Annotated in this window: 19 protein-coding genes; 14 read left to right on the top strand and 5 right to left on the bottom strand. The window is 71.1% G+C overall.

Features of this window, described 5'->3' with window-relative positions:
• The first annotated feature begins 52 nt into the window (after nucleotides 1–52).
• From mtrA to ABT053_RS28900, 6 genes are all read left to right on the top strand, one after another.
• Nucleotides 53–730, top strand: a complete 678-nt coding sequence (gene mtrA, locus ABT053_RS28925; RefSeq protein WP_030907316.1) for an MtrAB system response regulator MtrA — start codon at nucleotides 53–55, stop codon at nucleotides 728–730.
• A gap of 25 nt (nucleotides 731–755) precedes the next feature.
• Nucleotides 756–2,477, top strand: a complete 1,722-nt coding sequence (gene mtrB, locus ABT053_RS28920; protein WP_350973072.1) for an MtrAB system histidine kinase MtrB — start codon at nucleotides 756–758, stop codon at nucleotides 2,475–2,477.
• Complete coding sequence (locus ABT053_RS28915) at nucleotides 2,467–4,476, top strand: LpqB family beta-propeller domain-containing protein (RefSeq protein WP_350973070.1); 2,010 nt, start codon at nucleotides 2,467–2,469, stop codon at nucleotides 4,474–4,476. The genes mtrB and ABT053_RS28915 overlap by 11 nt, the downstream gene beginning before the upstream one ends.
• 188 nt (nucleotides 4,477–4,664) lie before the next feature.
• Nucleotides 4,665–5,369, top strand: a complete 705-nt coding sequence (locus tag ABT053_RS28910; protein ID WP_350973068.1) for a ComF family protein — start codon at nucleotides 4,665–4,667, stop codon at nucleotides 5,367–5,369.
• A gap of 519 nt (nucleotides 5,370–5,888) precedes the next feature.
• Nucleotides 5,889–6,554, top strand: coding sequence for a ribosome hibernation-promoting factor, HPF/YfiA family (hpf, locus tag ABT053_RS28905; RefSeq protein ID WP_350973066.1), 666 nt, complete (start codon nucleotides 5,889–5,891; stop codon nucleotides 6,552–6,554).
• Between the two features lie 94 nt (nucleotides 6,555–6,648).
• Nucleotides 6,649–7,353 carry a response regulator gene (locus ABT053_RS28900; RefSeq protein WP_329090540.1) on the top strand — a complete coding sequence of 235 codons (705 nt, stop codon included), beginning with the start codon at nucleotides 6,649–6,651 and terminating at the stop codon, nucleotides 7,351–7,353.
• A 355-nt stretch (nucleotides 7,354–7,708) separates the two neighbouring features.
• Here the strand turns inward: ABT053_RS28900 and ABT053_RS28895 are convergent, their stop codons facing one another.
• Nucleotides 7,709–8,893, bottom strand: coding sequence for a winged helix-turn-helix domain-containing protein (locus ABT053_RS28895; protein WP_350973064.1), 1,185 nt, complete (start codon nucleotides 8,891–8,893; stop codon nucleotides 7,709–7,711).
• Nucleotides 8,894–9,136: 243 nt separating this feature from the next.
• A complete protein-coding gene (locus ABT053_RS28890) occupies nucleotides 9,137–9,436 on the bottom strand; it encodes an HGxxPAAW family protein (protein WP_350973062.1) in 300 nt (99 codons plus the stop codon).
• A gap of 255 nt (nucleotides 9,437–9,691) precedes the next feature.
• Between ABT053_RS28890 and secA the strand changes: the two genes are divergently transcribed.
• Complete coding sequence (gene secA / locus ABT053_RS28885) at nucleotides 9,692–12,505, top strand: preprotein translocase subunit SecA (protein ID WP_350973059.1); 2,814 nt, start codon at nucleotides 9,692–9,694, stop codon at nucleotides 12,503–12,505.
• 85 nt (nucleotides 12,506–12,590) lie between these two features.
• Here secA and ABT053_RS28880 read toward each other — a convergent pair whose 3' ends face one another.
• The 3 genes from ABT053_RS28880 to ABT053_RS28870 all read right to left on the bottom strand — a co-directional run bounded on the left by ABT053_RS28880 (nucleotide 12,591) and on the right by ABT053_RS28870 (nucleotide 16,202).
• Nucleotides 12,591–13,190, bottom strand: a complete 600-nt coding sequence (locus tag ABT053_RS28880; protein ID WP_350973057.1) for an Rv3235 family protein — start codon at nucleotides 13,188–13,190, stop codon at nucleotides 12,591–12,593.
• Between the two features lie 393 nt (nucleotides 13,191–13,583).
• A complete protein-coding gene (locus ABT053_RS28875) occupies nucleotides 13,584–15,065 on the bottom strand; it encodes a PTS transporter subunit EIIC (RefSeq protein ID WP_350973056.1) in 1,482 nt (493 codons plus the stop codon).
• A 396-nt stretch (nucleotides 15,066–15,461) separates the two neighbouring features.
• Nucleotides 15,462–16,202 carry a GntR family transcriptional regulator gene (locus ABT053_RS28870; protein ID WP_350973055.1) on the bottom strand — a complete coding sequence of 247 codons (741 nt, stop codon included), beginning with the start codon at nucleotides 16,200–16,202 and terminating at the stop codon, nucleotides 15,462–15,464.
• Between the two features lie 159 nt (nucleotides 16,203–16,361).
• On the opposite strand from ABT053_RS28870, the gene ABT053_RS28865 reads away from it, so the two are divergent.
• From ABT053_RS28865 to ABT053_RS28835, 7 genes are all read left to right on the top strand, one after another.
• Nucleotides 16,362–17,396, top strand: a complete 1,035-nt coding sequence (locus tag ABT053_RS28865) for an SIS domain-containing protein (RefSeq protein ID WP_350973053.1) — start codon at nucleotides 16,362–16,364, stop codon at nucleotides 17,394–17,396.
• 64 nt (nucleotides 17,397–17,460) lie between these two features.
• The gene (locus tag ABT053_RS28860) at nucleotides 17,461–17,697 is read left to right on the top strand and encodes a PTS sugar transporter subunit IIB (protein ID WP_350973052.1); all 237 of its coding nucleotides are present in this window, start codon (nucleotides 17,461–17,463) and stop codon (nucleotides 17,695–17,697) included.
• Nucleotides 17,698–17,849: 152 nt separating this feature from the next.
• Complete coding sequence (locus ABT053_RS28855) at nucleotides 17,850–18,335, top strand: PTS sugar transporter subunit IIA (protein WP_350973050.1); 486 nt, start codon at nucleotides 17,850–17,852, stop codon at nucleotides 18,333–18,335.
• A 94-nt stretch (nucleotides 18,336–18,429) separates the two neighbouring features.
• On the top strand, nucleotides 18,430–19,092 hold the full coding sequence (locus tag ABT053_RS28850; RefSeq protein ID WP_350973049.1) for an HAD family hydrolase: 663 nt from the start codon (nucleotides 18,430–18,432) through the stop codon (nucleotides 19,090–19,092).
• A gap of 41 nt (nucleotides 19,093–19,133) precedes the next feature.
• Nucleotides 19,134–19,391: an HPr family phosphocarrier protein gene (locus ABT053_RS28845; protein ID WP_350973047.1), complete on the top strand. Its 258-nt coding sequence runs from the start codon at nucleotides 19,134–19,136 to the stop codon at nucleotides 19,389–19,391.
• A complete protein-coding gene (gene ptsP / locus ABT053_RS28840) occupies nucleotides 19,388–21,079 on the top strand; it encodes a phosphoenolpyruvate--protein phosphotransferase (RefSeq protein ID WP_350973045.1) in 1,692 nt (563 codons plus the stop codon). The genes ABT053_RS28845 and ptsP overlap by 4 nt, the downstream gene beginning before the upstream one ends.
• Before the next feature lie 133 nt (nucleotides 21,080–21,212).
• Nucleotides 21,213–22,556 carry a glycoside hydrolase family 3 protein gene (locus tag ABT053_RS28835; RefSeq protein ID WP_350973044.1) on the top strand — a complete coding sequence of 448 codons (1,344 nt, stop codon included), beginning with the start codon at nucleotides 21,213–21,215 and terminating at the stop codon, nucleotides 22,554–22,556.
• Nucleotides 22,557–22,715: the final 159 nt, after the last annotated feature.

Raw genomic sequence — 22,715 nt, 5'->3', positions numbered from 1 at the left:
TCGAGCGGTTTATCCCAATAACTCCCGAACTGCGTAAACCGAATGAGGGGCCATGAAAGGACGCGTGCTGGTCGTCGACGACGACGCCGCTCTCGCCGAGATGCTCGGTATCGTGCTGCGCGGGGAGGGCTTCGAGCCCTCCTTCGTCTCCGACGGTGACAAGGCGCTGGACGCGTTCCGCGACACCCGTCCGGACCTGGTCCTGCTCGACCTGATGCTGCCCGGCGCCGACGGGATCGACGTCTGCCGCCGCATCCGGGCCGAGTCCGGGGTGCCGATCGTCATGCTGACGGCCAAGAGCGACACCATCGACGTGGTGCTCGGGCTGGAGTCGGGGGCCGACGACTACATCGTCAAGCCCTTCAAGCCCAAGGAGCTCGTCGCCAGGGTCCGCGCCCGGCTGCGCCGCACCGACGAGCCGACGCCGGAGATCCTGCAGATCGGCGACATCACGATCGACGTCGCCGGGCACTCGGTCAAGCGGGAGGAGGAGACCATCAACCTCACCCCGCTGGAGTTCGACCTGCTGGTCGCCCTCGCGAGGAAGCCGCGCCAGGTCTTCACCCGCGAGGTCCTGCTCGAACAGGTCTGGGGCTACCGCCACGCGGCCGACACCCGCCTGGTCAACGTGCACGTCCAGCGGCTCCGGGCGAAGATCGAGAAGGACCCCGAGCACCCCGAGATCGTCGTGACGGTCCGCGGGGTCGGCTACAAGGCCGGACCGGCCTAGCCGACGACCTCCCCCGGACCCCGAGATGCCTCCCGCACCGAAGAAACGCCGTCGCACCCCGCGCCAGCTGCTGCGGGGTGTGCGGCGCCGTACCCGGCGCGTGGCCGGCCGGGCGCGCCGCGTCTTCTGGCGCTCGCTCCAGCTGCGCGTGGTCACCAGCACGATGGTCATCTCCATCGTGGTCGTCGCCGTGCTCGGCGTCTTCCTCATGCAGCAGATCATCAGGACCACCCTGGAGACCAGGGAGAGCGCGGCCAAGAGCGAGGCGCAGGCCGACAGGAACGCGGTGCTCGGCTATCTCAGCCAGCCGACGGCGGAGGCCGCCAAGCAGCCCGTCGAGCCTGGCCAGGCGCCGCAGGCGGCGGGGGACAGCCCGCTCGGCCAGGCCACGGAGGCGCTCGCGCGGCGCGCGGGCTCGGCCAGCCGCTACTCGGTGATCATCCGCAACGAGTTCCTGCCCGGGGCGTTCTACGGGACCACGGACATCGACCCCCGCAGCATCCCCTCCAGGCAGCACGACGAGCTGTTCAAGAAGGCGGCGGGCGAGGACAGCACCTGGTACACCCCGCTGTACTACAAGGGACAGCCCGAGCAGGCGGTGCCCGGCATGATCATCGGTACCCGCCTCGACTCGTCGTACGAGATCTACCACCTGGTCCCGCTGGACAAGGAGGAGCGGACCCTCGCCTCGGTGCAGCAAATGATCATCCTTGTCGGCGCCGGTCTCGTGCTGCTGCTCGCCGCGATCTCCTCCCTGGTCACCCGCCAGGTCGTCACGCCGGTGCGGCTGGCCAGGCAGGCCGCCGAGCGGCTGGCCGCCGGGCGCCTGGACGAGCGGCTGAAGGTGCGCGGGGAGGACGACCTGGCCCGCCTGGCCACCTCCTTCAACGAGATGGCCGCCAACCTGGCGCTGAAGATCCACCAGCTGGAGGAGCTCTCCCAGGTGCAGCGCCAGTTCGTCTCGGACGTCTCGCACGAGCTGCGCACCCCGCTGACCACCGTGCGGATGGCCGCCGACCTGCTCTTCGACGCCCGCGAGGACTTCGACCCGATGGCCGCCAGGTCGGCCGAGCTGATGCAGAACCAGCTCAACCGGTTCGAGGCGATGCTCGCCGACCTCCTGGAGATCAGCCGCTACGACGCGGGCGCGGCCGACCTCGACGTCGACCCGGTGGACGTCAGGGACGTGGTGCTGCGCGCCGTCGCCGACTCCGAGGCGCTGGCCGAGCGCCACTCCACCCGCTTCGACCTGCGTCTCCCCGGCGAGCCGTGCATGGCGGAGATGGACAGCCGCCGGGTCGAGCGCATCCTGCGCAACCTGCTGTTCAACGCGATCGAGCACGGCGAGGGCCGCGACATCGTCGTCTCGGTCGCCGCCGACAGGGACGCGGTGGCGGTGGCCGTACGGGACCACGGGGTGGGACTGAAGCCCGGCGAGGAGAACCTGGTCTTCGACCGGTTCTGGCGGGCCGACCCGTCCAGGGCGCGCACGATCGGCGGCACGGGCCTGGGGCTGGCCATCTCCCGCGAGGACGCCATCCTGCACGGCGGCTGGCTGCAGGCGTGGGGCTCGCACGGCGAGGGGTCGCAGTTCCGGCTCTCGCTGCCCAGGGTGGCCGGGGCGGTGCTCAGGGGATCGCCCCTGCCGCTCGTACCCCCGGAGGTGGAGATGCGACGCACGTGGCGAGGGCACGTGACGCCGGTGCTGTCACCGGCGGCGGCCGACGGGGGACGCGATGCGGACTAGAACCGAGCGGACCGGTACTCGCGAGACGCGGTACGGGCGGACCGTGACCGAGCCGGCCGGAAGCGGGCGGGCCGTGACCGGGCGGATCGTGACCGAGCCGACCGGAAGCGGGCGGGTGCGACGACGGCCGGAGCCGGTGGGGGGCGCCGCGCGGGCCGGAACCCGCGAGACGCGGCACGAGCGCACGCGGCCCCCGGGCGGGGGGCGACGCGGGCCGGTGCCGCGCCGGGGCGTGCGGAACGCGGGAACGGTGCTCCTGGCGATCGCCCTGGTCTACGGGATGACCGCCTGCTCGGTCATCCCCACCGGCGGCAAGTCCGTCGTCGCCGTGGACAACGAGGGCAAGGGCAGCCCGCTGGGCGACCCGTACGCGCGCGTCATCGCGATGGCGCCGAAGGCGGAGTGGTCGCCGGAGGAGGTCGTCACCGGGTTCCGCGCGGCGATGGCGAGCCTCGACGACTCCGGGTTCCAGGTCGCCCGCAAATACCTCACCGGCGACTTCGCCGCCAAGTGGAACCCGAACAGCGGCGTCACGGTCTACCGGCAGGGCGGCTACGACAAGTTCGCTCCCCCCAGGGAAGAGGACAAGCAAGCTCAGGTTACTCTCAAGGGCACCAAAACCGCCATCATTGACCAGGATGGTCGATACCGCCCGAGTGGCGGGCCGCTGAACCAGCCCTTCACCCTCGCCAAGGGACCGAACGGCGAGTGGCGCATCAGCGCGGCCCCCGACGGCCTCCTGCTGTCCGAGGCCGACGTCGCCCGCGGCTACCTGCCCGTCGACCTGTACTTCCTCGACTCCCAGTGGAAGGGGCTCGTGGTCGACCAGGTGAGAGTGCCGATCGACCCGGGCGCCAACTTCGCCAAGACGACGGTCGAGCGGCTGCTGCGCGGGCCGAGCAGCTCCCTCAGGGACGCGGTGCGCACCGCCTTCACCGACACCGAGCTCATCGACGTCACCATCCAGAACAACAGGGTCGTCGTCGACCTCACCAGGCGGGTGGACCCCGACCTGATCGACCCGATGTCGGCCCAGCTCGCCGCGACCCTCGCCGCGCTCACCAAGGGCGGCTGGGGCTTCGAGGTCACGGTGAACGGCGAGCCGTACTATCCCGACGCGCCCCTCCAGATCGACGCCCAGGAGCAGTCGAACTTCGACCCCTGGACGACCCCCGACTCCGTCTACCCGTTCTATCTCGCCGACGGGACGCTGCGGCTGCTGGACAAGGAGAACGTCGGGCGGCCCGTGCCGGGCAGGGCCGGTCAGAAGGGGGTGGGGTTCACCCGACCCGCGATCAGCGGCCAGCCCGTGCAGCAGGTGGCGGCGCTCTCCGGGGGCGGCAGGAGCGTCTCCGTCGCGCCGCTCGGCGCGGGCGGCGAGTGGCGGGTGTGGGCCACCGGGGTCTCCCTCGCCCCACCGGCCTGGGACCGCTACCACACGCTGTGGACGGTCGACCGGCCCAACGACCACACCTCGGTCATCACCCGGCACGACGGCGACAACAAGCACCGGTACCGGGTGTCCGCCCCCGACCTGGAGACGTTCCACATCGAGTCGCTCAAGATCGCGCGGGACGGCGTGCACGTCGCGGTGGTCGTCAGGGACGGGCTGGGCGAGCAGGTCCAGGTCGGAACCGTCATCGGGGAGCGGGAGGGCACCCGCATCGCCAACCTCCAGACCGTGGTCGACACCGACGGCAACCGGACGATCAAGGACATCGCCTGGAAGGACGGCAAGACCCTGTACGCGCTCACCGGCAAGTCGGAGCTGCTGGAGGCCTCGGTCACCGCCGCGACCAAGTCCCTGCCGTTCGACTCGCGCATCGAGAGCATCACCGCCCTGGACGGCACCCTGCTCGCCGGGGCCGTGGACGAGCAGGGCGACCGGCAGGTCCTGTTCTGGAACTCCACCAAGTGGGAGCCACTGGTCAAGAACGAGACCGGGACCACGGACTTCACCGAGAACGGCCCGTCGTCCCCGGCCTTCCCTCTGGGGTGACCCGTGGGCCTTCCCCCTTGGCCGACCCGTCCTTAACTGTCCTGGCCTTCGTCCTGGGCGAGGCGTTCTTCCGGTACGGCCCGTCCGGCTCCGGACGGGGCAGGCCCAACGCCTCCCGGCGGGCACCGAACCCCCCTCCGGTACTCTGGGCTGGGCTTTTTGTCGGTGCCGTCTGAAACCTTGGATCCGTGACGATCGCCATGCTCGACCTGATCCTGCCGCCCCGCTGCGCCGGATGCGACGCGCCGGGCGCCCTCGTCTGTCCCCGATGCGCCGCCGAGCTCCACGGGGCGCCCGCGCTCCGGATGCCGGACCCCGTCCCGCCCGGCCTGCCCGAGTGCTGGTCGGCGGCCGAATACACCCCCGCCGTGCGGCGGGCGATCATCGCCTACAAGGAGCGCGGCCGCACGGCCCTCGCCCCTCCCCTGGCCGGGGCGCTGGCCCTCGCGGTCGCCACCGCGGCCGGTGAGCGGCCGGTGCTGCTGGTGCCGGTGCCCAGTGCGCGCCCGGCCCTGAGGCGCCGCGGGCACGACCCGGTGGCCCGGCTCGCGGGGCTCGCGGCCGGTTATCTCCGCGAGGCCGGATGGCCCGCGAGCGTGGCGAGGATTCTCGCCCAGCGCCGCCGCGTCGCCGATCAGGCGGGGCTGAGCTCCCTCCAGCGGGCCGCGAATCTGTCGACCGCCTTCACGGTCACGGTCGGTCGCAACGCGCCTGTGCCGCGCTCCTGGGGCGGCACGGAGGCGATCGTGCTGGTCGACGACATCGTGACCACCGGTGCGACGCTCGCGGAGGCCGCGAGGGCGCTGCGCGAGGCGGGGGTGACGCCGTCCCTCGCCGCCACGGTCGCCGCGACACGCCGAAGATCCAAAACCGGCGACCGTGACGGAGGGTGAGACGGGGTTCCGATCCTCGCCTCACCCGGGAGCCACACCTCGGTGTCCTGGCAGTGTCTTTTGGCTGTTCAACGAATGCGAAAAGCCTTCGTCTGTGACGCCGCTCACCCCCGGGTGCAGGGAGGGCGGGGTTGCTCGCCCGGCTGTGAATTACGCAAAGTGATCCTTTGGGCCGATCGTCAGGCTGACATTCGGCCGGGATGCGGATAGCGTCTGAGCCATGGCACCCGCTCGGGTCCGTGGTTGCACCGGACCGACCTCCGCGAGGAGGCCGGCCCGGCTAGCCGATGCCAGCCGCAGGCCAAACGGTCCACGTAAGACGACTTTTCGTCGATCGATCACGGTGCGGCTTAGAGGTAAGTCCTGCCTTCCCAAGGAGCCAGATGTTCCTTGCCAGAAGAGAAGGGCATGTAGTGGCAAAGAGCTGCGAAACCCTCAGCAGGCGGATGTGGGGACGAAGACCAGGTCGGCCGAGCGGGTGTCGCAATACCACCGTCGAGATTCGAAGGGGGGCTGTGCATGGAGATCATCGTCAAGGGTCGGCACACCGGAGTGAGTGACCGATTCCGTGACCACGTGAACACCAAGCTGGCCAGGATCGAGCGTTTGGACCACAAGCTCATTCGCGTTGACGTGGAGGTGTCCAAGGAAAGTAATCCCCGTATCGTCGACCAGCGAGAGCGAGTCGAGCTCACCATCCACTCACGTGGTCCCGCGGTCCGGGCGGAGGCTTCGGCCGACGACCGTTTCGCCGCCCTTGACATCGCACTCGGCAAACTCGAGGGACGACTGCGGCGGCTCGCCGACCGCAGGAAGATCCATCACGGGAACCACTGCCCTCCGTCGGTCGCGGAGCTGACCGCCACCGCGCTCGCCGAGTCGTTCGAGAGCGCCCCGGCCCACCTGCTCACCGAGCAGTCCCTGGTCGAACCCCAGGCCGAGGCCGAGGCCGACGTCGCGGAGGACAAGAGCATCATCCCGATCCAGATGGACGGGGACGGGCCGCTGATGGTCAGGGAGAAGTTCCACGAGGCCGATCCGATCACCATCGATCAGGCACTTCTCGAGATGGAACTGGTGGGACACGATTTCTATCTCTTCCGTGACAAGGAGAGCGGGCAGCCGAGCGTCGTATACCTCCGACAGGGGTACAACTACGGCGTGCTGCGGCTCGTTGAGCCCTGACGAACGCGTTCGAAGATCCTCTCCGACCAACCGAGGACCATGAAACCCGTGTAATCATGGCGGTCCACCGGCTCTGGCCCCCCGAGGAGGAGGCGTGACGGAACCCGACGACGCAACCGGCCCGACCGGACGCGGCGAACCGATTCGCGTGCTGATCGTTGACGATCACGCGCTGATCCGCCGCAGTCTGGAGATGGCGCTGGCCGCGGAGACGGACATCGAGGTTGTCGGCGAGGCGAGCGACGGACAGGAAGCGGTCGAACTCGCCGACCGCCTCACTCCGGATGTCATGCTCATGGACGTCCGGATGCCACGGAGGAGCGGCATCGAGGCCACACGTGAGATCAAGGCCTCGGTGCCGAGCACACGGATCATCATGTTGACGGTGAGCGACGAGGAGGAGGATCTCTTCGAGGCGATCAAGGCGGGTGCCACCGGCTACCTGCTGAAGAACGTCCAGCTCGACGAGGTCCCGGAGGCCGTACGCGGTGTCCACGAAGGACAGTCGCTGATCAACCCGGCGATGGCCGCCAAGCTGATCAGCGAGTTCGCCAACATGAGCCGTAAGGAGGCCGAGCGGCCCCCGCAACTCCCCGTTCCACGCCTGACCGAACGGGAGATGGAGGTGCTCCGCCTCGTCGCGAAGGGAATGAACAACCGCGAGATCGCCAAGCAGCTGTTCATCTCCGAGAACACCGTGAAGAACCACGTCAGAAACATCCTGGACAAGCTTCAGCTGCACTCCAGGATGGAGGCGGTGGTCTACGCGGTCCGCGAGCGGATGCTCGAGATCACCTGACACGCGCCGGTGCGGTGACCGTCCGACGGTCACCGCACTCCGGCCCGGGGCCCCCGGGTGCGGCCTTCCGCGCGATCTTCTGGCGCGGTCTTCCGCACGACCTTCTTGCGCGGCCTTCCGCCCCGAATTCCCGGCGCGGGTTCCGGAACGCGATGTCCATCACCCCCGGCACGCTCACCCGACGCGGCGGCGCGATGCGGCGTCCGACGGGGTGTTCCGAATCAGGGGCGGGCGGCCCGGTCCGGGCGTCCGGCAGGTTTTCCCCTTTCCCTTTCCCTTTCCCCTTTTCTCCGCTCAGGGAGCTTCCCTTTCAGAAACCCCCGGCAGGCGCCCAGCGGATTCCCACTCCCAGGTCTCAGGGGGCGTCCCTGTTCAGGGCGTCCTGGAGAGGGCCGGACAGCAGGGGATCGACGCGCTCGACCCGGACGGCCTCGCAGCCGACCCAGCTCGCGGCCTCCCAGAGGGCGTCGGCCAGTGAGGCGGCCCCCTTGCCCGGTGTGACGTCGGGTTCGAGGCTCACCTGTCGGGCCACCAGCGTCGCCCCCTCGCGGGCCGGGTCGATCCGCCCGATCAGTCTGCCCCCGGCCAGCACCGGCATCGTGAAGTAACCGTGGACGCGCTTCTCCTTGGGCACGTACGCCTCAAGACGGTGGTTGAAGCCGAACACGCGGGCGGTGCGGGCGCGGTCCCAGACGAGGGAGTCGAACGGGGAGAGCGGGGTCGTGCGGTGACGGCCCCTGGGCTCGGTCTCCAGCGCGGCCGGGTCGGCCCAGGCGTCGGCGGCCCGCTCGGGCCACCCGGCGACACGGACGGGCACCAGCCCGGTGGAACCGTCGAGCAGGTGCGCGTCGAGCAGCCGCGCCTCGGGCGCCTTCAGGCGCAGGAAGTCGACGAGGTCGGCTCGGGTGGCCACGCCGAGCGCGACCCCGGCCATCCCGGCGAGGCGGGTGACGCACTCGGCGTCGGTCAGGTCCTCGGCCAGCAGGTCCGCAGGGACCGCGCGCTCGGCCAGGTCGTAGACGCGTCGCCAGCCCACCCTGCGCGTGCAGACGACCTCGCCGGTGTCGAGCAGCCACTCGATGGCGATCTTGGAGTCGGACCAGTCCCACCAGGGGCCGCCCTTCTTGGCGCCGCCGATGTCGGCGGTGGTGACCGGGCCGCTCTCGCGGACCAGGTTCAGCACCTTGCCGACGCTGTCGGGCACCTCGTGCCAGCGGAACTTCCTGTCGCGGAAGTATCTCCGCCTGAAGGCGTACAGCGCCCAGTCGCCGATCGGGAGGATGCAGGCGGCGTGACACCAGTATTCGAAGGCCCGCGCGGGCTCGTCCCAGTAGGCGCGCTCGACCTCCTGCCTGCCGACGGCGCCGAGCCGGGCGTACGCGACCAGCTCGTGGGAGCGGGCCAGCACGGAGATCGTGTCCAGCTGGACGGCTCCGAGGCGGCGCAGGGTCGCGGGGGCGCCGCCTCGCCGCGCCTCGGCGCCCAGGAAACCCTGGGCGCGCAGGATGACACGGCGGGCCTCGTCGGATGAAAGTTCCATGACCGCCCCAGGGGGAGACAACACGTCGTGGACCGAGGCTAGCGCCTGACACCGACGAAAAGGCTACGCCGGTGTCAGGGTATCCGTGGCCGGGGTGAATCAGGGCAAGTCACGCCGAGCGCCGAGCCAGGGGTGAGGCCAGGGCCAGGGGTGAAGCCAGGGTCGAAGTCAGCCCAGGATGCCCCGGTCGAACGCCCTGCGCCCGGCCGCGAAGAAGATCCGCTGGTGAAGCCAGGGTCGAAGTCAGCCCAGGATGCCCCGGCCGCCTCCGTCGCCCATCGCGCGGGGGGCCTCGACGACGATGTCCTGGAAGACGCGGAAGACCAGCGTGAGGATGCCGCCCATGACGCAGACCGCCGTGCCCATCCATAGGAGGGGCCAGTTCGGGCCGAGGCAAAGGGCGACTCCCGCGATGGTGAAGCCCAGCAGGATCACGGTCACCGCGAGCCAGGACGACGCCCTGCCCCCGTGACCGCCGGAGCTCGGGTGGACGGCGGGACCGCCGTCGCCCCCCTGGCCCTCGTGGGTACCGCCATCCGCCATCACGGCTTCTCCTCCCAGGCACGGCGACGCGCCCGCGCGGGGGATCCATCGCGGGCGTGCCAAAGGGCGACATACCCTTTGAAGCTGGTCGTACTCTCTCAAAGAAGCGGGCAAGGAACTCCATGGGCCACAAGAGCGTCTTTCAGGGTGGCTGTGTCTGGTGGCGGAACCGCCTACGATGGCAGCGGAGAACCATGTCTCGTCCTCAGCCGGGCCGGTCCGGCCGCGGAAGACCTGCGAGGAGCTTTACCTAAAGTGCCAGCCTTTCTCGATAGAATTCTTCGCGCCGGCGAAGGCAAGCTTCTGCGCAAGCTCAAGCGGATCGCCGACCAGGTCAACTCCATTGAAGACGACTTCACGAGCCTGACCGACGCCGAGCTTCGCGCGCTCACCGACGACTACAAGCAGCGCTACGCCGAGGGCGAGTCCCTCGACGACCTGCTTCCCGAGGCCTTCGCCACCGTCCGTGAGGCGTCCCGGCGGGTGCTGGGCAAGCGCCACTTCGACGTGCAGATCATGGGCGGGGCCAACCTGCACATGGGCAACATCTCGGAGATGCGCACGGGTGAGGGCAAGACCCTCACCTGCACGCTGCCCACCTACCTCAACGCCATCTCCGGCAAGGGCGTCCACGTCATCACGGTCAACGACTACCTGGCCAAGCGTGACGGCGACGAGATGGGCCGGATCCACCGCTTCCTCGGTCTCGAGGTCGGCGTGATCCTGGCCAACATGCCGTCCGACGAGCGCCGCAAGCAGTACAACGCCGACATCACGTACGGCACGAACAACGAGTTCGGCTTCGACTACCTGCGCGACAACATGGCGTGGTCGCTGGAGGAGTGCGTCCAGCGCGGCCACCACTTCGCCGTCGTCGACGAGGTCGACTCGATCCTCATCGACGAGGCCAGGACGCCGCTGATCATCTCCGGCCCCGGCGAGCAGTCCGGCAAGTGGTACGCCGAGTTCGCCAAGATCGTCCCCCGGCTCCGCAGGGGCACCGAGGGCAAGGACGGCGAGGAGAACACCGGCGACTACGCCGTCGACGAGAAGAAGCGCACGGTCGGCATCTTCGAGTCCGGCGTGGAGAAGGTCGAGGACTGGCTCGGGATCGAGAACCTCTACAAGCCCGAGCACACCCACCTGGTCGGCTTCCTCAACAACGCGCTGAAGGCCAAGGAGCTCTACAAGAAGGACAAGGACTACATCGTCGTCGAGGGCGAGGTCCTGATCGTCGACGAGTTCACCGGTCGCGTCCTGCACGGCCGCCGCTACAACGAGGGCATGCACCAGGCCATCGAGGCGAAGGAAAGCGTCAAGATCAAGGACGAGAACCAGACGCTCGCCACGATCACGCTGCAGAACTACTTCCGCCTCTACGAGACGCTCTCCGGCATGACCGGCACCGCGGCGACCGAGGCCAACGAGTTCCACCAGACCTACAAGCTCGGCGTCGTCCCGATCCCGACGAACCGGCCGATGATCCGCAAGGACCAGGCCGACGTGGTCTACAAGACCGAGGACGCCAAGTTCATGGCGAGCGTCGAGGACATCAAGGAGCGCTACGAGCGGGGGCAGCCGGTCCTGGTCGGCACCACGAGCGTCGCCAAGTCCGAGCGCCTCGCCAAGGAGCTCAAGCGCAAGGGCGTCAAGCACGAGGTCCTCAACGCCAAGAACCACGCCCGTGAGGCGGCGATCATCGCCGAGGCGGGCCGCAAGCACGCCGTCACCGTGGCCACCAACATGGCCGGTCGAGGCACCGACATCATGCTCGGCGGCAACCCCGACTTCCGCGCCGACCTGGAGCTGCGCAGCCGCGGCCTCGACCCGGTCGAGACCCCGGAGGAGTACGACAAGGCCTGGGGCGAGGCGCTGGAGAAGGCCAGGGCGGCCGTGCAGGCCGAGCACGACGAGGTCACCGAGCTCGGCGGCCTCTACGTCCTGGGCACCGAGCGGCACGAGTCGCGCCGCATCGACAACCAGCTCCGCGGCCGTTCCGGCCGTCAGGGCGACCCGGGCGAGTCGCGCTTCTACCTCTCGCTAGAGGACGACCTCATGCGCCTGTTCAACTCGGCCAGGGTCGAGATGATCATGACGCGCCTCAACATCCCCGACGACGTCCCGATCGAGTCGGGCATCGTCTCCAAGGCGATCGCCTCCGCCCAGCACCAGGTCGAGCAGCAGAACTTCGAGATCCGCAAGAACGTTCTGAAGTACGACGAGGTCATGAACCGGCAGCGCAAGGTGATCTACGCCGAGCGCCACCGGGTGCTGGAGGGCGCGGACCTGCACGAGCAGATCCGCGGCTTCGTCAACGACGTGATCGACGAGTACATCGCGGGCGCCACCGCCGAGGGCTTCGCCGAGGAGTGGGACCTCGACAAGCTGTGGAAGGCGCTCGGCCAGCTGTACCCCATCAGCATCACCGCCGAGCAGCTCATCGAGGAGGCCGGGGGTCGCGAGGAGCTGACCGCCCAGTTCCTCGACGAGAAGATCAAGGCCGACGCGATGGCCGCCTACGACCGTCGCGAGGAGGAGATCAACGCCCAGGCCATGGACCCGGAGGGCATGCGGGTGCTGGAGCGCCGCGTCATCCTCTCGGTCCTCGACCGCAAGTGGCGCGAGCACCTCTACGAGATGGACTATCTCCAGGAGGGCATCGGCCTGCGCGCGATGGCCCAGCGCGACCCGCTGATCGAGTACCAGCGCGAGGGCTTCGAGATGTTCTCCCAGATGCTGGAGGGCATCAAGGAGGAGTCGGTCGGCTACCTGTTCAACCTCGAGGTCGAGGTGCAGAGCAACCCGATCGTCGAGGAGCACGACCACTCCGAGGACGCCGCGATCGCGGAGACCCGCTCGATCATCGCTCGCGGCCTGCGCGGCCCGCAGCGTCCCACCGAGCTGGAGTACACGGCTCCGGGCGAGAGCGGCGAGGTGGAGCACACCCGGATCAGCACCAAGGCCGAGCGTGACGCGTACGGCAACGTCGAGCGCAACGCCCCGTGCCCCTGCGGCTCCGGGAAGAAGTACAAGCGCTGCCACGGCGACCCCAAGCACGTCGAGGTCTGACCGCCACCAGGAGGGCCCGCACCACTCGTGGTGCGGGCCCTCCGGCATGTCCGGCCATGGTTGTCCGGCCGTGGTTCAAAGGCTTTCAGGGGGCCGGGGGTCTCGCCGCCTCCCGGGCCGGGGTGGGCCGGTGGCCGGTCGGTGTGTCACGCACGCCTCCCCGTACGGGACGCGGGTCGGGGGTCGTCTCGAACTCGGTGCACAGCCAGCGCACGCCTCTGCGTTCCAGCCTCAGCGCCAGGACGCGCGAGCGGTCGCCGCAGTCGACCACGGCGCACATCTCCACCACCCCGTCCTCCGGCTGGGAGACGTGGGCCCGGCCCACCCGGGGCGGGCGCACGCTGGTGATGACCTTCCCGCTCCGCACCAGCTCGGCGTGGGCCCTGCCGGTCATGTGGCAGGAGACGCTCGCCGGAGGGCGCCTGCCGGACAGGGTCTCGGCGACGGCCTGCGCGAGGGCCCGCAGCCGCCGCTCGTCGGGAACCGCGCCGGGCGGGCCCCAGACCGGCGGCTTCCCGGCCGGCGGGCCCGGCGCTCCGGGATCGAGGGCGAGGGCGAGGGTGCCCTGCACGTACGGCGGCATGGCCGGGGCGTCACCGGCGGGGCGGTCGTCGTCGTAGGGCGGCTCGGCGGTGGGGGAGGGCGCGATCCTGGGGAGCGATGCCGGACGTCGTGGGGGCGACATGGGAACTCCGTGTGCTCGGCGGGGGCGGAGGAACTGACACATCAGGGAGTTTCCGGCCCGCCGCCCAGATACGCCGCTCGCCAACTTCCGGTGAATCCCGGGCGCTTCGCCCTGTTGGGCGGAGAAGGTCACCCTGGGTTGGAGCGGTCGGCCCTCGTGAGGAAGCGGGTTGTGGCCAGAGCCGTGATCTCCGGCGGACGGCCGAAACCACTCGGCGCACCTTCTTGGACGTCTCACCGAGGTGGAGAGCGGTACGTCTTTCGGGCGGAGGTGACCCAGGTGTGGAGGTGATCCAGGTAGGGACGGTGCGCCGCTCAGGCGGGGACCTGTTCAGGCTGAGACCGGCTCAGGGGAGGGGGAGGGTGGCGCACCTCTAGACGGAGAAAGGCGTTCTCAGGCGGTGGGAGGGCCGGTGTCCGCCCTGCCCTGCGCCGGGGGCGAGGGGTCGCCGGGGCCGACCCGCTCGCCCCGCGCGGAGGTCGAGGGCTCGCCGGGGTCGACGTCCCTCTCCTGCGCCGGGGGTGAGGGTTCGCGGGAGTCGACGTCCCTGCTCTGCGCCGGGGATGAGGGTTCGCCGGAGTCCACGTCGGGTTCGGGTTCGCGGCCGGGGGTCATGATGTTCAGTTTCCTGATCAGGAAGCTGAACACGGTGTAGTAGATCACCGCGTAGACCAGCCCCATCACGATGATGATCGGCACTCCCCGGGCGTTGGGCGCGGTGCCGTACAGGCCGAGGTCGATCAGCCCGGAGGAGAAGCTGAAGGCGAGCTTGACGTCCAGCGCGGAGGCGAGGGCCATGGAGACGCCGGTCAGCAGGATGTGGATCACGAACAGGACCGGCGCCACGAAGATGAAGGCGAACTCGATCGGCTCGGTGATCCCGGTGAGGAACGCGGTGAGCGCCGCCGAGATCATGATCGAGCCGACCGCGGTACGGCGGTGCGGTGGCGCGGCCCGCCAGATGGCGATCGCGGCGGCGGGCAGGCCGAACATGAGGACCGGGTAGAAACCCGCCTCGAAGCCGCCGTAGCCGACGGCGCCGTTGTTGAAGCAGATCAGGTCTCCGGCGAGCTTCTTGCCGTCGACCACGCACTCGGGGACCTGGGTCCAGATCACGTTGTTGACGATGTGGTGCATGCCGAGCGGGAGCAGGGCGCGGTTGATCATGCCGTAGATCCCGGCGCCGAGCTCGCTGTTGGAGGCGAGCCAGGTCCCCGAGGCGCGGACCCAGCCGCCCAGCACCGGCCAGACGAAGCCGAGGAGCACGCCGATCACCAGCCCGGCGAAGGCGGTGAGGATCGGCACGAGGCGGCGCCCGCCGAAGAAGGCGAGCCAGGTCGGCAGCTTGGTGCGGTGGTAGCGCTGCCAGAGCAGCGCCGAGACCAGGCCCATGACGATGCCGCCGAGCACCCGGGTCGGGTTCTGCGCGCCGAGGTTCAGGACCGCGTCGGGGACGCCGGGATCGGCCCTGTCGAACACCTCCGTGGTGATGGACTCCCTCAGGTCGGCGTCGAAGAGGATGAAGAACATGTTCATGCTGACGGCGTGGAAGACCAGATAGCCGACGAGGGCGGCCAGCGCGGTGGAGCCGTCGGCCTTGCGGGCGAACCCGATGGCGACGCCGATCGCGAACAGGATGGGCAGGTTGTCGAACAGGGCGCCGCCCGCGGTGCCGACGACGCGGGCCACGTCGTCGAGCAGGGCGCTGTCGGTCCGGCCGAGGAGGTCGTCCTGCCCGAGCCTGAGCAGCAGGCCCGCGGTCGGCAGGACCGCGATCGGCAGCATCAGGGAACGTCCCAGGCGCTGGAGCACGCTCATCACGGCGGACCCGGGGCGGGTGGCGGGCGGGCCCGCGTCCGCCGGGAGAGGGCTCATCGGGCTTTCCTCCAAGGGCTGGAAGGGAGGAGGGCGGCGAAGGGGGCGGTCGCGCGGGACAGGGCGGGGTGTGACGGCGGCGGTGCGGGGTCGTAAGGCGGCCGAAAAGCGGCAGGAACGGGTGCGGCGGGTGGACCTGGTCCGAAGGTGACCGGAACGGGTGGACGTGGTGGAGATGATCGGGACGGGTAGGCGTGGTCCGGAGGTGGTCCGGGACGGGTGGAGGTGATCGAAACGGGTGGGCGTGGTCCGGAGGCGGTCCGGGACGGGTGGGCGTGGTGGAGGTGATCGGGACGGGTGGGCGTGGTCCGGAGGCGGTCCGGGACGGGTGGACGCGATGGAGGTGATCGAAACGGGTGTGGCAGGTGGGACGTGGTCGGGTGGGCGGGCGTCGGGTCAGGTGCGGCGGGCCGGTATCTCCAGGATCGTACGGAGCTGGTAGCGGTCGGCGCGATAGGTGGACACCCCGAGTTCGGCGCAGACGCCTCCCGCGAAGGAGCGCCGCTGGAGCAGCAGCACGGCCCCGCCGCGCGATAACTTCAGCAGGTCGGCGTCCCCGGGGTCGGCGATGCCGCCGTCGATGGTGAGCTCGCCGGCGTCGAGCACCAGGCCGTAGCGGGTCTCCAGGAGGGCGTAGAGGGAGCGGCCCGTCAGGTCGTGGGTGTCGAGGTCGGGCGCGAGGGAGACGGGGATGTGGGCCCGCTCGATGCACATGGGCTCGTCGGCCGCGGTCCGCAGCCGCTCGATGAAGTGAACCTCGTCACCCGGCTGGATGCCGAGCTCCCTGGCCAGGTGCGCGCTCGCCCTGACCACCCGCCGGTCCAGGTCGCGGGAGCCGGGTTCCATGCCCCTGGCGCGCATCTCGTCGCTGAAGGAGGTGAGCCGCAGGGACATCTCGATCTTGGGGCGGGCCACGAAGGTGCCCTTGCCCGCCACCCGCTGGAGCCTGCCCTCGGAGACCAGGTGGTCCACGGCCTGCCGTACGGTCATGCGGGAGAGGCCGAAGCGCTGGCAGAGCTCGCGTTCGGACGGGATCGCCGTGCCGATCGCGAGCTCGTTGTTCTCGATGAGATCGAGCAGGATCTCCCGGAGCTGGAAGTACTTGGGCACCGGGCTGTCCGGATCGATCTGGGCCACAGGATCCTCCCCCCTCGATCTGAGATGTCGCATGAGTTATGGTTCGTACTGGTCTAGTCCGGACTAGACCACAGGCCGGAAAAGGGTGTCAACGTACGGACCGGAGACGGATCGATAACGGCCCGGTCTCGTCCGTCCGAACCGAAGGATGAGCGCGAGATGACGACCAAGATGCGCAGCGAGATCGCCGAGCAGCCCGCCGCGCTGCGAGCCACGCTCGACGCCCTCCTCCCCAGGGTCGGGGAGGTGGAGCGGCTCGCGGGGGAGACCCGCCAGCTGCTGTTCGTCGCCCGTGGCACCTCCGACAACGCCGCAGTCTACGGTCGCTACCTGGCCGAGGCCCACACGGGCAGGCTCTCCACCCTCGCCGCCCCCTCGATCGCCACGACCTACCGGCGCAGGCTGGACCTCGACGGCGTGCTGGCCGTCGCCCTCTCCCAGTCGGGCAGGACCGAGGAGATCGTCGAGACCCTCGCCTGGGCGAAGGACTGCGGGGCCAGGACCGTGGCCATCACCAACGGCGGCGAGCAGAGCCCGCTGGCCCAGGCCGCGGACCTCGCCCTGTGCACGGTCGCGGGCGAGGAGAAGGCCGTCCCGGCCACCAAGACGTACACCACCCAGCTCGCCGCGCTCGCGGTGCTCGCCCTCGGCCTCGGCGCGGACGTCGACGCGGCCGACCTGCAGCGGGTGCCGGACGCGGTCGAGAAGCTGGTCGGCGACCCGGGTGACCTGGAGGCGATCGTCGAGGGCCTGGCCGACAAGCCGGGCGTCGTGGTCTCCGGCCGCGGGCTCGCGTTCTCCACCGCGCTGGAGCTGGCGCTCAAGCTCAAGGAGGCGTGCTACCTGCACGCCATGGGCCTGTCGTACGCCGACCTGCTGCACGGCCCGATCGCCGTGGTCGACGAGGACACCCCGGCCATCCTGGTCGCGGCGGGCGAGGGCCCGACCCTGGCCGGCACCGTGGCGCTCGCCGAGCGGGTGACCGGCGCGGGTGCCTCGGCCTACACGGTCGGCGGCGGCACCGCGCTCTCCTCGGTGTCCACCGCGGCGCTGAACGGCCCGGACCTGCCCGAGTGGGTCGCCCCGCTGGGCCTCATCGTCCCCGGTCAGCTGCTCACCGAGGCGCTCGCGCGCAGGCTGGGGATCGACCCCGACGCCCCCCGCGGTCTCAACAAGGTGACGCAGACCGACTGATCGCGGCCTGTCCTTTAGCCTGGTCATAGCCTTGGGGACAGGGTGATCACATCTGGAGGGCGACATGGCGGCCGACGCCGACGCGATCATCGCTGGACTCGGTGGTGCGGACAACATCATCGAGATCGAACCGTGCATCACCCGGCTCCGCACCGAGGTGCGCGACGCCTCCAAGGTCGACCAGGTGGCCCTGCGGGCGGCCGGCGCGCACGGTGTGATGGCGGCGGGCAACGTCGTCCAGGTCGTGGTGGGTCCCGAGGCCGACACGATCGCCAGCGACATCGAGGACATCATCGGCTGAGGGCGGGGCCGGGCAGCGGCTGATCAGGGCTGACAGGAGCCGGAGGGCTGACAGGGACGTTCTCGCGGGCGGGGCGCGTCGGACGGCACGCGTGGGCGGCCGGGGCGCGGATGGGCCGTCCTCGCGGGCGGCGGCATGCCGAGGGGGGTGCGGTGACCACAGTTCTGGCACCGGTCGCGGGGGTGGCCGTGAGGCTCGGCTCGGTGCCCGACCCTGTCTTCTCCGAGGGGCTGGTCGGGCCCGGCATGGCGATCGAGCCGGACAGGACGCCCGGACGGGTGCTCTCCCCCATCGCGGGCACCATCGTCAAGCTGCACCCGCACGCGTTCGTGGTCGTCGGCGACGACGGCCGGGGGGTTCTCGTCCACCTGGGCATCGACACGGTCGAGCTCAGGGGGGAGGGCTTCGAGCCGCTCGCCGCCGAGGGCGACCGGGTGAGCGCCGGGCAGCCGGTGGTGGCGTGGGACCCGGCCGGGATCGAGGCGGGCGGGCGCTACCCGATCTGCCCGGTCGTGGCGCTGGACGCCGCCGCGAACTCCGTCACCGGCCTCGCCACCGGGGCCGTCGGCGCCGGCGACGAGCTCTTCGAGTGGAGCGATCCGCCCGGGGTTTCGCGTGAGCCGAGGCGCTCGTGGTGAGCTCTTCGGTTGGAGCGATCCGCCCAGATTCTCGCGAGAACCGAGGCACCGACCATGAAACACCGGCCGCGAGGCCGGAAGTGAGGACGCAGGAGTGGGGAAGACGGTCAAGGCGGCGCTCTTCGATCTCGACGGGACGCTGATCAACAGCGAGCGGCGGAGCATGGCCGTGTGGGCGATGCTGCTCGACAGCCACGGGGTGGTCCACGACGAGGTCGTGCTGCGCGGGTTCATGGGGCGGCGCGGGCGCGACGTCCTGACGGAGCGCGCCCACCTCTTCCCCGGCAGGCGGATCGACGACCTGATCGAGGAGGCGTTCTCCTTCCAGAACCACCCCGACCTGCCCGACATCGTGCCGGTGCCCGGCGCGGCCGAGCTGGTCCGCAGGGTCGCGGCGTACGGTTCGCCGATCGCGGTCGTCACCTCTGCGGGCCGCGACTGGGCGGAGGAGCGGCTGGCGCAGGTCGGGATCCGCGACCTGCTGGAGACGGTCGTGTCGGCCCACGACGTGACCGTGGGCAAGCCCGACCCCGAGGGGTTCCTCCTCGCCGCCGCACGCCTGTCGGTCGATCCGGCACACTGTGTGGCGTTCGAGGACTCGATCGCCGGGATCGCGGCGGCCAAGGCGGCGGGCATGGCGTGCGTGGGAATAGCGACCACGCACCCGGGCACTGAGCTGACCGCGGCCGACCTCGTGGTCGCGGACCTGACGGGGGTCGACTGGCCCCTGTCGAGCATCAACGCCGAGCATCAATGATCCCGCGGTCTAGACCGCGGGCGGACCTCCGGGAGGAACACGTGGCCGAGCGCCAAGTCACCGTCAAGTCAGAGGTCGGCCTGCACGCCAGGCCCGCCGCGACGTTCGTCCAGACGGCGGCCAAGGCGTCCCTGGACGTCACCATCGCCAAGGTGGGCGGCCAGCCGGTGAACGCCAAGAGCATCCTGGCCGTCCTCTCGCTCGACGTCAGGGAGGGCGACACGGTGGTGATCAGGGCGGAGGGCGAGGGAGCCGACGAGCTTCTCGACCAGCTGGCCGGCATCGCGTCGGCGCCGTGAGCACCCTCACCGGGGTGGGGGTGAGCCCCGGGGTCGGCGTCGGTCCCGCCTACGTGCTCGCGTACGAGGCGACCGTCCCGGCCCCGGGCTCCCGGCACGGCGGGGACGCGCCCGCGGAGCTCGCCCTGGCCGGGCGGGCGCTGGAGCGGGTCGCCGCCGACCTGGAGGAGCGGGGGGCCCGCGCCGGTGGCGAGGCGAGGGAGATCCTGGAGGCGCAGGCCATGATGGCCCGCGACCCCGGCCTGGCGGACGGGGTGGCCACGCTGGTCGAGGCGGGCACCGCCGCGGCCCGCGCGGTCTACGAGGCGTTCGGCCACTACCGCGACCTGCTCGCCGCCGCCGGGGGATACCTCGGTGAACGCGTCGCCGACCTGGACGACGTCAGGGACCGCGCCATCGCGGTGATCGAGGGCCGGGCCGTGTCCGGTACGCCCGGGGTGCCCGGGGACATCGGGCGGCCGTACGTCCTCGTCGCCCGTGACCTGGCGCCCGCTGACACGGCGCTGCTGTCCCCGGACGCGGTGGCGGCCTTCGTCACCGAGCAGGGCGGCCCGACCAGCCACACCGCGATCCTCGCCCGCGCCATGGGGGTTCCGGCCGTGGTGGCCTGCCCGGGGGCGACCTCGATCGAGCCGGGGACGCCGGTGCTGGTCGACGGGACCTCCGGTCTCGTACGGCCCGCGCCCTCCGACGACGAGATCCTCGGGGCGCGCGACGCCGCCGCCGCGCGGGAGGCCGTGCTGGCCTCCGCCACGGGGCCGGGGGCGACCGCCGACGGGCACGCCGTGCCGCTGCTCGCCAACATCGGCGGGCCGCGCGACGTGGCCGCCGCGCTGGAGCACGGGGCCGAGGGGATCGGCCTCTACCGGACCGAGTTCCTCTTCCTCGACCGGGCCGAGGCGCCCTCCGCGGCGGAGCAGGAGGCCGCCTACCTGGAGGTGCTGGACGCCTTCCCGGGCGGCAGGGTGGTCGTGCGGACCCTCGACGCGGGGGCCGACAAGCCCCTCGCCTTCCTGCCGCCGGGCGCGCACGAGCCCAACCCCGCGCTGGGGGAGCGGGGGGTGCGGCTGTTCAGGACGCATCCGGAGATCATGGGAACCCAGCTCGCCGCGCTGGCCGCGGCGGCGGGGCGCTCGACGGCGAGACTCCAGGTGATGGCGCCGATGGTGGCGACCGCCGAGGAGGCCGCCTGGTTCGCCGACGCCTGCGACGCGGCGGGGCTGCCGTCGGCGGGGGTGATGGTCGAGATACCGTCGGCGGCCCTGCGCGCCTCCGACATCGCCGTCCGGGCGGCTTTCCTCTCCATCGGCACCAACGACCTGGCCCAGTACGCCCTCGCCGCCGACCGGCAGCTGGGCGCGCTGACCGGGCTCCAGGACGCCTGGCAGCCCGCCCTGCTCGACCTGGTCGCCCTCGCCGCGGTGGGCGCCGCCAAGCGCGGGAGGCCGTGCGGGGTCTGCGGTGAGGCCGCGGCCGACCCGGCCCTCGCCTGCGTGCTCGTCGGGCTCGGGGTCACCTCGCTGTCCATGTCGGCCCCGGCGCTGCCCGCCGTACGGGCCGCGCTGTCGCGCCACACGCGGCGGCAGTGCGGGCTCGCCGCCGAGGCCGCGCGGGCCGCGGCCTCCCCGGAGGACGCGCGCGCCGAGGCGCGCTCGCAGCTGCCCGGCCTGGCCGGTCTGGCCCTGTGACGTGGGCGGACCTCCCGTACGCGCCGGCACGCGCCGGTCGGTGAAAGGGGTGGGACCTGTGGTGACCGGGTGGATGCGCGGGCACCGGGGCGCGGGCACGGATAGCGTAAGCGGCATGCTTCGGTGGAGACGTGTGACGGGTATCGCGATGATCGCGACGATGGTGGCCGGATGCGCGGAGGCGGGCGGGGCGGCTCCGCCCGGGTCCGGCGCGACGCGGGCGGGCGGAAGCTCCGCGAGCGCCGACGCGGCACCTGCCGGGACCGAGGCCGCGACCCCCGCCCCCGAGGAGTCCGTTCCCGTCGCGGCCTCGGAGACGATGGAGGCCGCGGGGGTGGAGGGCATCCTCGCCTCGATGAGCGTGGAGGAGAAGGTCGGCCAGCTGTTCATGCCCGTGCTGTACGGCCCGTCGGCCGACACGGCGTCGGGGGAGAACCAGGCGCGGTTCGGGGTGGACAGCCCGGCGAAGATGGTCGCCCGCTACCGCCCCGGCGGGGTGATCCTCTTTCCCTGGGCGGGCAACATCAAGAACGTCCGGCAGGTCGTGGCGCTCACCAACGGGCTGCAGGAGGCGTCCCCCGAGATCCCGCTGCTGATCGGCACCGACCAGGAGAACGGCAAGGTCTCCCGCCTCGCCCCGCTGGTCACGCCCCTGCCGGGGGCGTCGGTGATCGGCGCGACCGGTGACCTCTCGCTGGCCCGCCGGGCGGCCGAGGTGACGGGCACCGAGCTGCGCGTCCTGGGCGTCAACCTCGACTTCGCGCCCGTCGCCGACGTCAACGTCAACCCGCGCAACCCGGTGATCGGCCCGCGGGCGTACGGCTCGGACCCGAAGAAGGTCGCGCCGATGGTCGCCGCCGCCGTCCAGGGCTTCCACGACGCGGGGATCGGGGCCACGGCCAAGCACTTCCCCGGCCACGGCGACACCGGCGTCGACAGCCACACCGGCCTGCCGGTGATCAAGCACTCCCGGTCCCAGTGGGACAGGCTGGACGCCCCGCCGTTCGCCGCCGCCATCGGCAAGGACGTCGACGCGATCATGAGCGCGCACGTCGTGATGCCGAAGCTCGATCCGTCGGGTGACCCCGCCACCCTCTCCAAGCCGATCCTGACCGGTCTGCTCCGCGAGAAGCTCGGCTTCGACGGGGTCGTCTCGACCGACGCGCTGGACATGGCGGGGGTGCGCAAGAAGTACGGGGACGGGGAGGTCGCGGTGCGGGCGATCCAGGCCGGGGTGGACCTGCTGCTCATGCCGCCGGACTACCGCGAGGCCCACCGGGCGCTGCTGGCGGCCGTGGCGTCCGGGAAGATCTCCAAAACGCGGCTCGACCAGTCGGTCCGGCGGTTGCTGAAGCTGAAGGCGGCCCGCGGCCTGCTGGACAGGGCGCCGGTCGCCGACCCGGCCGAGGCCGAGCGGGTGCTGCGTTCCGCCGAACACCTCAAGGTCGCCCGGCTCATCACCTCGAAGGCCCGCTGAGAAGCGGGCCTGTCACCTTGATGGCCCGCCGAGAAGCGGGCCCGTCACCTCGAACGCCTGCCGGAAGGGGGCCCGGGGGCGTGACGGCCGGTGATGATCGGCTCGGTCCGGCCCCCTCGAAGGCCCGCCGGGAAAGGGTCCGAGGGCTTCCGCCGCGCG

It is taken from the genome of Streptosporangium sp. NPDC002524 (assembly GCF_040295985.1).
Lineage (GTDB): Bacteria > Actinomycetota > Actinomycetes > Streptosporangiales > Streptosporangiaceae > Streptosporangium.
The sequence above is the reverse complement of the archived record's forward strand: the minus strand, read 5'-3'. Positions and strand labels throughout refer to the sequence as shown.

Excerpts from the sequence above, each read along its gene's own strand:
- mtrA (WP_030907316.1), top strand. The coding sequence starts at position 53 with ATGAAAGGACGCGTGCTGGTCGTCGACGACGACGCCGCTCTCGCCGAG.
- mtrB (WP_350973072.1), top strand. The coding sequence starts at position 756 with ATGCCTCCCGCACCGAAGAAACGCCGTCGCACCCCGCGCCAGCTGCTG.
- ABT053_RS28915 (WP_350973070.1), top strand. The coding sequence starts at position 2,467 with ATGCGGACTAGAACCGAGCGGACCGGTACTCGCGAGACGCGGTACGGG.
- hpf (WP_350973066.1), top strand. The coding sequence starts at position 5,889 with ATGGAGATCATCGTCAAGGGTCGGCACACCGGAGTGAGTGACCGATTC.
- ABT053_RS28895 (WP_350973064.1), bottom strand. The coding sequence starts at position 8,893 with ATGGAACTTTCATCCGACGAGGCCCGCCGTGTCATCCTGCGCGCCCAG.
- ABT053_RS28890 (WP_350973062.1), bottom strand. The coding sequence starts at position 9,436 with ATGGCGGATGGCGGTACCCACGAGGGCCAGGGGGGCGACGGCGGTCCC.
- ABT053_RS28880 (WP_350973057.1), bottom strand. The coding sequence starts at position 13,190 with ATGTCGCCCCCACGACGTCCGGCATCGCTCCCCAGGATCGCGCCCTCC.
- ABT053_RS28875 (WP_350973056.1), bottom strand. The coding sequence starts at position 15,065 with ATGAGCCCTCTCCCGGCGGACGCGGGCCCGCCCGCCACCCGCCCCGGG.
- ABT053_RS28865 (WP_350973053.1), top strand. The coding sequence starts at position 16,362 with ATGACGACCAAGATGCGCAGCGAGATCGCCGAGCAGCCCGCCGCGCTG.
- ABT053_RS28860 (WP_350973052.1), top strand. The coding sequence starts at position 17,461 with ATGGCGGCCGACGCCGACGCGATCATCGCTGGACTCGGTGGTGCGGAC.